The organism is Croceicoccus gelatinilyticus (assembly GCF_018398395.1).
GTDB lineage: Bacteria > Pseudomonadota > Alphaproteobacteria > Sphingomonadales > Sphingomonadaceae > Croceicoccus > Croceicoccus gelatinilyticus.
In genome coordinates this window covers 134,614-148,043 of record NZ_JAHCBF010000007.1, presented here as the reverse complement: position 1 = coordinate 148,043, position 13,430 = coordinate 134,614, and the positions used below count along the sequence as shown (strand labels likewise).

Here is a 13,430-nt window from a genome sequence, read left to right as displayed (position 1 = left end):
AGAATCTACACTTTCGGCGCGGTGCCATCGTCGCGCTGCGTTTCTCCGGACCACCAGGTAACGAGAAACAATGCCACTCCAAGGACTATTCCGACATCCGCGAGATTGAACGCCGGCCAGTGATAGCCGCCGACATAGAAGTCGAGAAAATCGGTGACCGCTCCGTCCGCCAGTCGGTCGGCAACGTTACCCAATGCACCGCCAATGATCGAACCTATCGCGGCGGATTCGAGGCGTACGGTACTGCGCCAGAGCCATCTGGCCAGAACGCCCACGACAAGAAGCGCGAACCCGGACAGCAAATAGGGCGCGATTGGATTGCCGGAACTCAGGAGGCCGAATGTAACACCGCGATTATATCCGAGCACCAGATTGAAGAATGGAAAAACATCTATCACGCGGGCAGGGTCCATGACCACATTCACAATAAGCCATTTTGAAATGAGATCGCTCGCGAAGACTGCGACGGCGATCGAAAGACCAAGACTTCGGTACATATTGGTTCCTTGGATGATCGGCAGATATCTCTGATTCTCTGGACGATAGAAATCAGGTCTGGGCCCGGTACTCATCGATCATGTCAATGCAGAGAGGTCAACTGTCCCGCCGATCACTGGCCCAGCCATTCAGGCATCCGAATGTCATCGGCACGTGATCCCAGCGCGGGAAAATATCTGTCTCCGCCATGCCTTGATGGGCAAGCAAAACATTTTCGCCGATGTCGCAAATTGCACCGGTTTCGCGTGGGGGCACACGAGGTGGATCGCGGACTCATACTGCGGCGGTGGGAATGTCAAGAAACGGAGTCCCTACCTTCTTGCCAAATCCAAAGGTCATGTTTTTAGGATACTTTTTGCGGCTACGCGCATTTCAGAACATTCGCTGAACGGCATGGTGCGAATGAGGCGAGGCTCCTTGCGTCTGTGACTCTCTTTGCGGTTGTAGTGAGAAAGCATTGCCGTAGGGCATTCATGCTTCTGAAAAGGGAATATCGAAAATGAAAGCCTCTGACTTGTTTATCGCTGCATTAGAGGCTGAAAAGGTGGAATACATCTTTGCCGTTCCCGGCGAAGAAAACCTCGACCTGCTGGAATCCCTGCGCACGTCCTCAATCGAATTGGTATTGACGCGCCATGAGCAAGGTGCGGGCTTTATGGCGGCGACCTATGGCCGTCTGACCGGCAAGGCGGGGGTTTGCCTCGCAACTCTCGGGCCTGGTGCGACGAACCTGACAACTCCGGCGGCCTATGCCGCGCTCGGGGCCTTTCCGCTCATCATCATCACCGGGCAGAAACCGATAAAGACATCGAAACAGGCGCAGTTCCAAATTGTCGACGTTGTTTCGCTGTTTACTCCGCTATGCAAGGCTTCGACCCAGATCGTGAACGGCAATCGCATCCCCTCGCTCGTTCGCGAAGGTTTCCGACTTGCTCAGGAAGAAAGACCGGGCGCTGTGCTGCTCGAGCTTCCGGAAGATATTGCTGAAGAGGAAACGATCGAACCGGTCATACCGCCGCATCAAAGGCGTTATGCGGTCGCCGGAGATGCGGCGCTCGACGAAGCGGCCGAGCGGATCATCGCGGCTGAGCGGCCACTGCTGCTAATCGGAGCCGGAGCAAACCGCCGCCGCGCTTCGAAGGCGCTGCGGAAATTCGTGTCCGATACCGGTTTTCCCTTTTTCGACACCCAGATGGGCAAGGGCGTGGTCGACGAAGATAGCGAACTCTATCTGGGCACCGCGGCCCTATCTTCGGACGATTATGTTCACTGCGCGATCGAGAAGGCCGATCTGATCGTCAATATCGGTCACGACGTGGTGGAGAAGCCGCCATTCTTCATGGAGCCGGACGGTCAGACTGTCATTCATATCAATTACAAGGCGGCCGAAGTCGATCAGGTCTATTTCCCGCAGCTGGAAGTCATCGGTGACATTGCCGGTTCGGTCGAGCGGCTGGGAAACCGTTTGGATGGCAACTTGCAGTGTGATCGCAGCTACTACACCGCCCTGCATCACGAGATTGCTTCGCACATTTCCGAAACCAGCGACGACGACCGTTTTCCAATGGTTCCCCAACGCGTCGTTGCCGACGTTCGCAGCGTAATGGCACGCGATGATATCGTCGCGCTCGACAACGGCATCTACAAGATCTGGTTCGCTAGAAACTACATCGCTCATGAGCCTGGCACCATTCTGCTCGACAATGCATTGGCGACGATGGGCGCGGGCCTTCCATCCGCCATGATGGCGGCGATTCTCACGCCCGGGCGCAGGGTTCTCGCGGTGTGCGGCGATGGCGGGTTCATGATGAACTCGCAGGAACTGGAAACGGCCGTCAGGCTTGGCCTGAACCTCGTCGTGCTCATCCTGAACGACGCGGCATACGGCATGATCCGGTGGAAGCAGGGCCAGCTCGGCTTTCCGGACTACGGCCTGACCTTTTCCAATCCCGACTTTGTCACTTATGCCAAGAGCTATGGAGCGACCGGCCACCGTGTCGAGCGAAGCGCGGATCTGGTTTCGGTCCTGAACGCCGCATTCGAGGCTGGCGGCGTGCACCTTGTCGACCTGCCCGTCGACTATTCCGAAAACAAGAAAGTGCTGATCGACGAACTCGGCGCGAAGGTGTGCGAGCTATGAAAACGATCGTTCACAATCCCTTCGACCGCTCGCCGATTGCAGAAGTGGCGCTTGTCGACTGGGCTCAAATCGATGAATGGCTGAATGAAGCGCAGTTGCTCCACCGCGAACGCAGTTGCTGGCTTGCTGTGCATGAGCGTATCGCCATCCTCCGGCGAACGGCGGATATCATGCGCGAACGAGCCGAAGAACTGGCTCTCCAGATCGTCAGGGAGGGCGGCAAGCCCCTGGTCGATGCGCGGGTGGAAGCCGGTCGCGCGATCAATAGCGTCGACTTGTGCGTTCAGGCGCTGAGCGATGGCGGGGGCCACGAGATCCCCATGGACCTGACAGAAGCGGGTGCGGGTAGGACGGCGTATACATTCCGCGAGCCGATCGGTCCTGTCGTGGCGATCTCGGCATTCAATCACCCCCTCAACCTGATCGTCCATCAGGTTGGACCGGCGGTAGCAGCCGGGTGCCCCGTTCTTATCAAGCCTGCGCTGGAAACACCTCTGTCATGCCAGAGCTTCGTGAGCATTCTCCATGAAGCCGGCCTGCCTGAGGCCTGGTGCCGGTTCGCACCTTGCGGCAACGACATCGCCGAAAGAATGGTAACCGATTCGCGCACGGCGTTCTTCTCATTCATCGGTTCTGCGAAAATCGGCTGGATGCTTCGCTCGAAGCTGGCGCCGGGAACCCGCATTGCTCTCGAGCACGGCGGTGCGGCGCCGGTAATCGTGGACAGCGGCGTGGAGCGCGCAGCAGTGATCGCCTCGTTGCTCAAAGGCGGGTTCTATCATTCGGGTCAGGTCTGCGTTTCCGTACAGCGCGTATTCGTCCCTGCTGCAGAATTGAAAGACTTCGCCAATGACCTAGGGCGAGCTGCCGAAAAGCTCGTCGTGGGCGATCCCGCCGTTGCTGAAACCCAATGCGGCCCCTTGATCCGGACGGAGGAAGTCGACCGCGTCGAACGCTGGGTCGATGATGCCATCGCAGCAGGCGGCACCCTGGTGTGCGGGGGAAGCCGTCTGAGTGACACTCTTTTCTCTCCGACCGTCATTCTCGATCCTCCCGAAAGTGCCAATGTGTCCCGGCAAGAAATCTTCGGCCCCGTGATCTGCGTGTATGGCTATGACGATATCGACCTGGCTATCGAGCAGGCCAATGCCCTGCCTTACGCCTTTCAGGCCGCTGTATTCACCGATCGGCTGTCAATCGCCAATCATAGCATCGGCTCTCTGGCTGGATCGGCTGTGATGGTGAACGACCATACGGCATTCCGCGTGGACTGGATGCCCTTTGCAGGCCTGCGCCGCTCCGGCCTTGGTGTCGGCGGGATCGCCTACACGATGGCGGATATGAGCTTTGAAAAAATGGCCGTCTGGAATTGGCCAGAGGGTGGTTTTCGATCAGATCGATAGGAGCGTTCGATGATTGTCCCGCACACGGTCTATTGAAAGAGCAGTGACTTATCGCTGCTACCCGATCTTCAACATCATGAAGACTGAGACGAGAGATGGCCGCGAATTCTTCATAAAGCGGGCAGACATTTGCATTAGGGCGGCTATCGCAGCGGAGACTGTGAAGAGCAATGAAGCGGGCCGGTGCCTGTGCCTCACGCCTCTCGGCGGACCCATACTTCTGTATTCCTGGGCTTCTGGGTAAGGCCTATTCAGATGCTAGCGCCTTCCATGAGGTGGCGAATGCCATTCTACAGCTTTCGTTCGGCATGACCGTGCCCGTTCGTCCATATCGATTTCATCCGGAAATGCGAGAGGAACATTATCCGGCGCCTCGCCGTTGCAATGGTACGCAAATATTCAGGTATTTAATAGAAATTGGAGACATATCATGGAAGCCAAGAATGTGATGACCTCGAATCCTGCATGCTGCAATCCTTCGACCAGTGTACGGGAGGCCGCTAATCTCATGGTGAAAAACGACTGCGGCGAAATTCCGGTTGTAGATGATTCCGGCACACTTGTCGGTGTGATTACCGATCGTGACATTGCTTGTCGCTGCGTTGCAGACGGCAAGTCTTCTGACACGTCGGTAGAAGACGTGATGACAAGCTCTCCGATTACTGTGACACCCGACACGAGTGTCGATGATTGTCGCAGCAAAATGGAGGACAACAAAGTTCGGCGGCTTCCTGTTGTGGACGAGAGTGGCAAATGTTGCGGCATCGTTTCACAAGCCGACATTGCTCGGCATGCGAACGAAAAAGAGACCGGCGATCTGGTGCGTGAGGTATCGGAACCCACCGAGGAAGCGTCAAAGTCAGGTTGCTGTTAGGCAAATTTGGGCAATAGGTTTGGGCTTCGGGTTTGCTGAAGCGAAAACATAAATCTGGCCTTTGTCTTCAGCCTGATAACCGACTTGCACGTCGTATGCGTTCGGACTATCCCAAACCGGTGACGTATATTCGTGCTCTTACTTTGATCTGCTTCAGCTTCGGCCTGTTTGTGCAGGTCGCAGCACAGGCAGCTGTTCCGCAGATTGAAGTGGCCGGGTCGGCTGATTGCGCTGAAATGGTGCAAGGCATGCCCAATCACACAATGCCCGAGCAGGTGATGGCCGATAAGGACAATGCCGATCAGCACGGGCCTTGCTGCGAGATGACACTCGATTGTCTCGTTGCGATGAATTGTCTTCCGCCCCTGGCGCTTACCGGCTCGGGACTGGCGCATACAGAACCGCTTTTTGTTGCGCCTGAGTACCTTTCCGCGAGTGCCAGCAGGCTCGAGAGCCAGCCCCTACCGCCGGAATCGCCACCTCCACAACGCCAACTCACCATCTAGCATTTCCTAGGCGGTGCATCGCACCGCTTGCGAGCTTGACGGATAAACAGGCCCAGCGCCCGGTTGCTCGCCCGCGTGCGCCGTGGCCCTTCCCGGTCAGCTCGCTTTGAAAGAGTAAGAATTATGGATTGGCGCATTGGCTGGGTGCCGTTTTCGGCCCTGCTCGCCGCGCAGACTGCCCAAGCACAGTCTGTCGGATACGAGGAAATACTGGCGGTAGCACGAGGCGAACAACCCGTTCTGGAAGCTGGCGCGCTGCGTGTACAATCGCGGCGCGAGGCAGCGGAAGCGGCGGATGAGCTTCCCGATCCGCGCGTACGCGCAGGTATCATGAACCTTCCTGTGACCGGACCTGCCGCGTTCGACCCAGACCGGCAACTCCCCACGCAGATCGCAATCGGTATCGAGCAGGAAATCCCAAATCTCGCCCGTCGACGGGCGAGGTTCGGCGTTGCCAGTTCGGAAGTGCGGCTCGCCGAGGCACGCCTTGGCATGGCCGAGCGCACTCTGCTCGCCGATGCTGGAACAGCCTGGGTCCGGCTCCATTATGCGCAAGCACGGCTTGATCTTGCCCAAGGCGCGCTCGACGAACTGAGAGCATTCGTTCCGGTTGCCAACAGTGCTGTCGCTTCGGGATCGGCCCGCCCGGCGGAGAGTCTGGCCATCCGGCGCGAGCTGCTCGGAATTGAAGATGCGATTACCGCCATCGAAGCCGAGCGCGAGACAGCGCAAGCGCAGATTTCCCGATATATACCACTCGCAGACCCGGTTGCCCTGGGTACCGCGCCATCGGCTGCCCTTGACGAAGACCAACTTCGGTTAGAGCTCGACAGCAATCCCGAACTCCTGCTGGCCGATGCCGAACAAGGCCGGGCGCAAGCCGGTGTCGTGCTCGCGCGCTCCGAGAAACGACCCGATTTCGGCGTGAGCGTCACCTATGGTCGTCGCAATCCTGATTTCGGTGATGCGATGTCGGTCATGGGATCGATCACACTGCCGATCTTCACCGACCGGCGGCAGAATCCGCGTATTGCCGCAGCCGAATCGGAAGCTGCTGCCGCATTGGCCGAGCGCGAAGATCGTCGGCGCGCGCTGGTTGCCGGTTTCGAAGCTGATCTGGCAACCTGGCGCAGCACAGTGCGGCAATGGGGACGCGCGCGTGATGAGCTTCTCCCGCTGGCGCGCGACCGCGCCGACCTCGAGACAGCCAGTTTTGCTGCAGGGCGGGCTGATCTTGTCGATGTGATTGCAGCGAAATCCGCGCTCGCACTGCTCGAACTGGAGATACTCGACCGCGAACAGGCGGCTGTCGAGGCGGCGGTGAGGCTGCGACTTACTTACGGGGAAGGCAGGCCATGAACTCCGCGCTCGAACGATTCACGCCGCGCCAGCGCATGTATGCGGCTGGACTTGGCATCGCCCTTGTCAGCTTGGCGGCGGGCTACGGTCTGTCCATACTTGGCGGCGAGAGCGGCGACGGTGATGCAGCGGCGGATACTAGCTGCGAGGATGTGCTTTACTGGTACGATCCGATGGTCCCTGACCAGCGCTTCGACGAGCCGGGCAAATCTCCTTTCATGGACATGCAGCTGGTGCCCAAATGCGCGGGCGGCGACGCGCAAGGCGCCGGGGGTGTGAGCATCGATTCGACGCTCGTCCAGAATTTCGGGATCCGGACTGCTGAAGCGGAATATGGCGTGCTTGAGCCCGAAACCAGTGTCACAGGGACACTCGCATATAACGGCAGCGAGATGGCGATCGTTCAGCCGCGTGCCGGCGGCTATGTTCAGCGGACCTACGGTCATGCACCGCAGGATGTCATCGCCAGGGGCGCTCCGATCGTCGACATTCTGGTGCCCGAATGGGGCGGCGCTCAAAACGAGTATCTTGCTGTTGCCGCCACCGGCGACGAAGCGTTGACCCGCGCCGCCCGCGAGCGCCTGGGGCTGCTTGGCATGCCGGATTCGATGATCGCCTCGGTTGCCCGAAGCGGAAGACCGCAAACGGTCATCACCGTCACCGCACCGCAATCAGGCGCGATCACGTCGCTCGGCGTGAGGCCGGGCATGACCGTGGCGGCGGGCCAATCGCTGGCCGAGATCAGCGGGTACAGTCCGATCTGGCTCGAGGCGGCGGTACCCGAGGCCTTGGCGGGCAGTGCGCGTATCGGGCAGCCGGTGAGCGCTACGCTCACTGCCTTTCCCGGCGAACGGTTTGCCGGACGCATCATCGCCATTCTGCCGAGCGCGCAGGACGCGAGCCGCACGATCACCGTGCGGGCAGCGATGCCCAATCCGGGCCTGCGGCTCAAGCCGGGCATGTTTGCCCAAGTGATGCTCGCGCCTGAACGGCGCGAAGCGCTGCTGGTCCCTTCGGAAGCTGTCATTCGCACCGGGGAGCGGACCCTGGTGATGATTGCGCAGGAAGGCGGCGGCTATCGCCCTGCGGAAATCCGTATCGGCCGCGAAGCGAACGGGCGGACCGAAGTTCTTGCCGGGCTCGCTGCAGGAGAAAGAGTGGTCACCTCGGGTCAGTTCCTGCTCGATTCCGAAGCCAGCCTTGCGGGCATCGACGTGCGTCCCGTCGATCAGGCACCATCCGGTGCGAGCGAAGACCGAGGGTCGGACGATGCAGATGAACCGCAGACTTATCGCGCGACCGGGACGATCGAGCGCATAAACGCCAACAGCGTGACCTTGCGCCACGGTCCGGTGCCTGCGCTCGAATGGCCGGCGATGACCATGCCCTTTGCCAGCGAAGGACCGGAACAGCTGCGCGGTTTCGCGCGCGGCGACCGGGTCTCCTTCACATTTGTGCAAGCCACTTCCGGGCCGCGCATCGTCTCGATCCGGAAAACCGGGCAATGATCGCGCGCATTATTGATAGCTCGATCGCCAATCGCTTTTTCGTGGTGCTGGCAGCGATAGGGTTGGCGCTGGCCGGTTTCTGGGCGGTACGGACAACGCCCGTCGATGCCCTGCCGGACCTTTCCGATGTACAGGTGGTGATCCGCTCGAACTATCCAGGTCAGGCACCCCGTATCGTCGAGGACCAGGTGACCTATCCGATGGCGACCACCATGCTGTCGGTCCCCGGCGCCAAGACCGTGCGCGGCTATTCCTTTTTCGGCGACAGCTACGTCTATGTCATCTTCGAGGACGGGACCGACCTCTACTGGGCGCGCTCTCGCGTTCTGGAGTATCTGAACCAGGTCCAGAACCGCTTGCCCGACGGGGTTCAGAGCACACTTGGCCCTGATGCTACCGGGGTGGGCTGGATCTACGAATATGCGCTGGTCGACCGCAGCGGCGGACACGACCTGGCCGGGCTCAGGAGCCTGCAGGACTGGTTCCTGCGCTACGAGCTGAAAACCATTCCCGGCATTGCCGAAGTCGCCAGCGTGGGCGGCATGGTCAAGCAGTACCAGATCGTGCTCGACCCCTATCGCATGGCTTCGCTGGGCGTGACGCACGCGCAAGTGGTCCGAGCGGTGCAGGCAGGCAATCAGGAGACCGGCGGCTCTATCGTCGAAATGGGCGAGGCCGAATATATGGTCCGTGCTTCGGGCTATCTCGGCACGCTGGCGGATTTTCGCAGCATACCCTTGCGCGCCGAAGCGGGCGGCACTCCGGTAACGCTGGGCGATGTGGCCAATATCCAGATCGGCCCGGAGCTGCGCCGCGGCATTGCGGAACTCAACGGCGAAGGCGAGGTCGCCGGCGGTATCGTCATTCTGCGCCAGGGCGCCGATGCGCGCAGCGCAATTGCGGCGGTCGAAGCGAAGCTCGAACAATTGCAGGCAAGCCTGCCCGAAGGGGTCGAGATCGTCACCACCTACGACCGTTCGCAATTGATCGATGCTTCGGTCGAAAACCTGACCACCAAGCTGATCGAGGAATTCATTGTCGTTGCCTTGGTGTGCCTGCTGTTCCTGTGGCACGCGCGATCGGCACTCGTCGCGGTCGTCACTCTTCCGCTCGGCGTTATCGCGGCCTTCATCGTGATGCGCTTTCAGGGCGTAAACGCGAACATCATGTCTCTTGGCGGGATCGCCATCGCGGTCGGCGCGATGGTCGATGCCGCGGTGGTGATGATCGAGAACGCCCACAAGCATCTGGAGCGCTGGGCCGAGGAGAACCCTGACACGGTTCTGTCCGTCCAGGAGCGCTGGCGGATCGTCGCGGATGCCTCGAAGGAAGTCGGCCCGGCGCTGTTTTTCAGCCTGCTGATCATCACCTTGTCGTTTCTGCCGGTTTTCACCTTGCAGGCGCAGGAGGGACGGCTGTTCGCGCCGCTCGCCTTTACCAAGACCTATGCCATGGCGGCTGCTGCGATCCTGTCGATCACTCTGGTTCCGGTGCTGATGGGGTGGCTGGTGCGCGGAAAGATTCCGGCAGAGGACAGCAACCCGGTCAATCGCGTGCTGACCCGGGCGTATCGACCCGGGCTAGACTGGGTGATGCGCCGCCCGAAGACCGCTTTGGCCATCGCCGGGCTGGTCTTCCTGACCACGCTCGTTCCCTTCTCGCGTCTTGGCGGCGAATTCCTGCCGCCGCTCGATGAAGGCGACCTGCTCTACATGCCCAGCGCCCTTCCTGGACTGTCTCCCGGAGAGGCGTCAGCGCTGCTACAGCGCACCGACCGGCTCATCATGACCGTTCCGGAAGTCGAAACCGTGTTCGGCAAGGCCGGGCGCGCCGATACCGCCACCGATCCCGCCCCTCTCACAATGTTTGAGACGACCATCCGCTTCAAACCACGCGATGAGTGGCGCGAGGGCATGACACCGGACATGCTGGTCGAGGAACTGGACCGCGCCGTGCAGGTGCCTGGCCTTGCCAATGTATGGGTGCCGCCGATCCGCAACCGGATCGACATGCTTGCAACCGGCATCAAGAGCCCGATCGGGGTCAAGGTTTCGGGCGAGGATCTCGGCGAGCTGGAACGCGTCGCGCTTCAGATTGAACAGGCGGCAAAGAACATTCCCGGCGTCAGCTCTGCGCTGGCTGAAAGGCTGTCGGGAGGCCGCTATGTCGATGTCGATATCGACCGGTTGGAAGCGGCCCGCTACGGTCTCAACATCGCCGACGTGCAGCAGATCGTCTCCGGCGCAATTGGCGGTGCCAATGTCGCTCGTACAGTTGAAGACCTCGCAAGATACCCGATCAATGTTCGCTATCCGCGCGAGATCCGCGACAGTGTCGACGAGCTGCGCAATCTGCCGGTGCTGACCCCGTCTGGTCAGCAGATCACGCTTGGTACCGTTGCGCAGGTGCGTGTGACCAGCGGCCCGCCCATGCTCAAGAGCGAACAGGGCCGTCCCACAAGCTATGTCTATATCGATGTGCGCGGGCGTGATCTGACTTCTGTGGTTGGCGATCTGCAGGAGGTTATCGCGGCCGAGGTCGATCTGCCGACGGGCGTCAGCCTGTCCTATGCCGGGCAGTTTGAATATCTCACGCGGGCCTACGAACGCTTGCAGATCGTCGTTCCGGCTACGCTCGCGATCATATTCCTGCTGCTTTACCTGATCTTCCGCCGGTTCGACGAGGCGCTGCTCATCATGGGCACCTTGCCGTTCGCGCTGACGGGCGGCTTCTGGCTGCTTTACCTGATGGGATACAACCAGTCGGTCGCGACCGCCGTCGGCTTCATCGCGCTGGCCGGGGTGTCAGCCGAATTTGGCGTCATCATGCTGATCTATCTGAAAGCTGCGCTGGAGCGGCGCGGTAAGGACTCGGATGCGGAGGAAGTCTCAGCCGCCATCCGTGAAGGGGCATTGCTGCGCGTCCGGCCCAAGGCAATGACCGTCGCGGTCATCCTCGCCGGCCTGTTTCCGATCCTGATCGGCACTGGGGCTGGCTCCGAAGTGATGAGCCGCATCGCCGCGCCGATGATCGGCGGGATGATCACCGCGCCGCTGCTGTCCATGTTCGTGCTTCCCGCAGCCTATCTGTTGCTGCGGCGTCCCCGGCCGGAACGGCCAACCCAACCCCAAGGAGAAGAAGAATGCGTCACACAACCCTCATAACCCTATTGGCCGCGCCGCTGGCGCTGGCAGCCTGCGATTCTAGCCAGGACACTGCCGAGATGAACGACATGCCGATGGCTGAAAATGAAATGATGATGGACGGCCAAGATATGCCAATGACGGACACCGGCAGCGCAATGCAGACCGCGAGTGCGCAAGGCACCATCACCGCCATCGATGCCGAAGCGGGCACGATAACCGTCGACCACGGTCCGGTCCCAGCGATCGAATGGCCGGCGATGACGATGGCGTTCGAAGCCGATGAGCAATTGCGCAGCGAAGTAAGCGTCGGTGAGGGCATTGCCTTTGAATTTCGTACTGGTTCTGAAGGCAGTGTGATCACGTCGATCACGAAGGAGTAAATCGGTTGGGTGGTGCCAGGCAAATCTGGTGCCGCCCATCGCGAAACAGGAGGAGCATGATCCGGATACCGCGCATCACCCAGGCATTCCCCGTGGACCGCCGCACACTGATCAAAAGCGCTGGTTTTGCTGCTGCAGGCTTTGCCGCGTTCCCGCTTGCGGGATGCAAAGCGCAAGACGCATCGATGCTGGACAGCACTGACGGGTCCAATCCGCTCGCTATACCGCCCTTGCAGCGTGGCGAGATTGAGCACGGCGCACGGGTTTTCCGCCTGTCTTTGACACCAGGCCAGAAGGAATTCGTCCCCGGTGTTGCTTCGCCCGCCATCGGCATCGACGCACCCTATCTGGGACCGACGCTTGAAATGCGCCGGGGCGAGCGGGTGCAGTTCCATATCGACAACAATCTGGCCGAAGGCGCTACGGTCCATTGGCATGGTTTCGAACTTCCTGCCGCAGCCGACGGCGGGCCGCATCAGTTGATCCGTCCCGGCGAACGCTGGAGCCCCTCTTTCGAAGTGCGCCAGCGGGCCTCGCTCTACTGGTGTCATTCGCATTTGGAGCGCGAAGCCGGGCCGCAGGTCTATGCTGGGCTCGCCGCGCCGATCTATGTTCGCGATGACGAGGAAGAGCGCCTCGACTTGCCGAGCGACTATGGCGTCGACGATATTCCGCTAGTCGTTCAGGATCGCGTTATCGATGGATCCGGCCGGTTGGTGTACCCGCTGAGCATGCATACGCGGATGATGGGCGTGCGCGGGAACCGGATATTCGTCAACGGCACTAAAAACTCTGTGTTCGACGCACAGGCAGGCCAATTGCGGCTGCGCATCCTCAACGGATCGAACGCTCGCTTCTACGATTTCTCGCTCGAAGGTGATCGTTCGATACAACTGATCGCGAGCGACGGCGGCTTGCTCGATCGTCCTCACACCGTCCGCTCGGTCAGGCTCGCCCCGGGGGAGCGCGCGCAGGTAATTATCGATCTCTCGGAAGGACGCCCGCTTCGCCTTCTTGCCAGCAGTCCCGAAAACGCCATGGGCATGATGGGCGGACGGGGACGCGGAATGATGGGCGGCGGCATGATGGGTCGCGGCAATAGCGGCGATGCTTCCGGAGACGTGTTTCAAATCCTCGATATCAGGCCGGCAAGGTCGGCCCAGCAAGCCAGGGTGCCGACACAACTGGCATCGCTTGCTCCACCTGACCCGTCGTCAGCCGTCCGAACCCGCCGTTTCGTTCTCGACATGGGCATGATGGGCGGCGGAATGTCCATTAACGGTGCTGTGATGGACATGAACGTGATCAACGAACGTGTGCCGGTCGGCCAATGGGAAATCTGGGAGATCGCCAACGCTTCGATGATGGCCCACCCGTTTCATATCCATAACGTCCAGTTTCGTGTGATCGACCGCGATGGCCGAGCGCCCCCACCACTGGAAACCGGTTTGAAGGATACCGTGATCGTCAATCCGCGCGAGCAGGTGCGCCTTCTCTTGCGTTTTGAAGAACACAGCGATCCGGACCTGCCCTACATGTATCACTGCCACATTCTCGAACATGAGGATGCGGGGATGATGGGGCAGTTCGTAGTCGTGAAGAGCTAGGAAGGACAG

General features: G+C 60.3%; 10 protein-coding genes. 9 read left to right on the top strand and 1 reads right to left on the bottom strand.

Annotation, left to right across the window (positions count from 1 at the left end; genetic code table 11):
* Nucleotides 1-5 precede the first annotated feature (5 nt).
* Nucleotides 6-572, bottom strand: a complete 567-nt coding sequence (gene lspA, locus KIH45_RS15325; RefSeq protein WP_225899969.1) for a signal peptidase II — start codon at nucleotides 570-572, stop codon at nucleotides 6-8.
* A gap of 425 nt (nucleotides 573-997) precedes the next feature.
* On the opposite strand from lspA, the gene KIH45_RS15320 reads away from it, so the two are divergent.
* The 9 genes from KIH45_RS15320 to KIH45_RS15280 all read left to right on the top strand — a co-directional run bounded on the left by KIH45_RS15320 (nucleotide 998) and on the right by KIH45_RS15280 (nucleotide 13,421).
* Nucleotides 998-2,638 (top strand): acetolactate synthase large subunit, encoded by a 1,641-nt coding sequence (locus KIH45_RS15320; RefSeq protein ID WP_011413840.1) that lies wholly within the window; start codon nucleotides 998-1,000, stop codon nucleotides 2,636-2,638.
* Entirely contained in the window at nucleotides 2,635-4,041 is a 1,407-nt protein-coding gene (locus tag KIH45_RS15315) for an aldehyde dehydrogenase family protein (protein ID WP_010412709.1), read from the top strand. Before KIH45_RS15320 ends, KIH45_RS15315 begins: the two co-directional genes overlap by 4 nt.
* A 430-nt stretch (nucleotides 4,042-4,471) precedes the next feature.
* On the top strand, nucleotides 4,472-4,915 hold the full coding sequence (locus KIH45_RS15310) for a CBS domain-containing protein (protein ID WP_010412712.1): 444 nt from the start codon (nucleotides 4,472-4,474) through the stop codon (nucleotides 4,913-4,915).
* A 95-nt stretch (nucleotides 4,916-5,010) separates the two neighbouring features.
* The gene (locus KIH45_RS15305; protein WP_213176905.1) at nucleotides 5,011-5,421 is read left to right on the top strand and encodes a hypothetical protein; all 411 of its coding nucleotides are present in this window, start codon (nucleotides 5,011-5,013) and stop codon (nucleotides 5,419-5,421) included.
* A 123-nt stretch (nucleotides 5,422-5,544) separates the two neighbouring features.
* Nucleotides 5,545-6,780: a TolC family protein gene (locus KIH45_RS15300; protein ID WP_213176904.1), complete on the top strand. Its 1,236-nt coding sequence runs from the start codon at nucleotides 5,545-5,547 to the stop codon at nucleotides 6,778-6,780.
* Nucleotides 6,777-8,288, top strand: coding sequence for an efflux RND transporter periplasmic adaptor subunit (locus KIH45_RS15295; protein WP_213176903.1), 1,512 nt, complete (start codon nucleotides 6,777-6,779; stop codon nucleotides 8,286-8,288). Before KIH45_RS15300 ends, KIH45_RS15295 begins: the two co-directional genes overlap by 4 nt.
* Nucleotides 8,285-11,452: an efflux RND transporter permease subunit gene (locus KIH45_RS15290; RefSeq protein WP_213176902.1), complete on the top strand. Its 3,168-nt coding sequence runs from the start codon at nucleotides 8,285-8,287 to the stop codon at nucleotides 11,450-11,452. The genes KIH45_RS15295 and KIH45_RS15290 overlap by 4 nt, the downstream gene beginning before the upstream one ends.
* Nucleotides 11,453-11,511: 59 nt before the next feature.
* Nucleotides 11,512-11,814: a copper-binding protein gene (locus KIH45_RS15285; protein ID WP_225899968.1), complete on the top strand. Its 303-nt coding sequence runs from the start codon at nucleotides 11,512-11,514 to the stop codon at nucleotides 11,812-11,814.
* 5 nt (nucleotides 11,815-11,819) lie between these two features.
* Complete coding sequence (locus KIH45_RS15280) at nucleotides 11,820-13,421, top strand: multicopper oxidase family protein (protein ID WP_225899967.1); 1,602 nt, start codon at nucleotides 11,820-11,822, stop codon at nucleotides 13,419-13,421.
* The last annotated feature ends 9 nt before the right edge of the window (nucleotides 13,422-13,430 follow it).

What these genes read in the sequence shown, in the direction of transcription:
- KIH45_RS15295 (WP_213176903.1), top strand. Translation starts at nt 6,777, where the DNA reads ATGAACTCCGCGCTCGAACGATTCACGCCGCGCCAGCGCATGTATGCG.
- KIH45_RS15300 (WP_213176904.1), top strand. Translation starts at nt 5,545, where the DNA reads ATGGATTGGCGCATTGGCTGGGTGCCGTTTTCGGCCCTGCTCGCCGCG.
- KIH45_RS15315 (WP_010412709.1), top strand. Translation starts at nt 2,635, where the DNA reads ATGAAAACGATCGTTCACAATCCCTTCGACCGCTCGCCGATTGCAGAA.
- KIH45_RS15285 (WP_225899968.1), top strand. Translation starts at nt 11,512, where the DNA reads ATGAACGACATGCCGATGGCTGAAAATGAAATGATGATGGACGGCCAA.
- KIH45_RS15290 (WP_213176902.1), top strand. Translation starts at nt 8,285, where the DNA reads ATGATCGCGCGCATTATTGATAGCTCGATCGCCAATCGCTTTTTCGTG.
- KIH45_RS15310 (WP_010412712.1), top strand. Translation starts at nt 4,472, where the DNA reads ATGGAAGCCAAGAATGTGATGACCTCGAATCCTGCATGCTGCAATCCT.
- KIH45_RS15305 (WP_213176905.1), top strand. Translation starts at nt 5,011, where the DNA reads ATGCGTTCGGACTATCCCAAACCGGTGACGTATATTCGTGCTCTTACT.
- KIH45_RS15320 (WP_011413840.1), top strand. Translation starts at nt 998, where the DNA reads ATGAAAGCCTCTGACTTGTTTATCGCTGCATTAGAGGCTGAAAAGGTG.
- lspA (WP_225899969.1), bottom strand. Translation starts at nt 572, where the DNA reads ATGAGTACCGGGCCCAGACCTGATTTCTATCGTCCAGAGAATCAGAGA.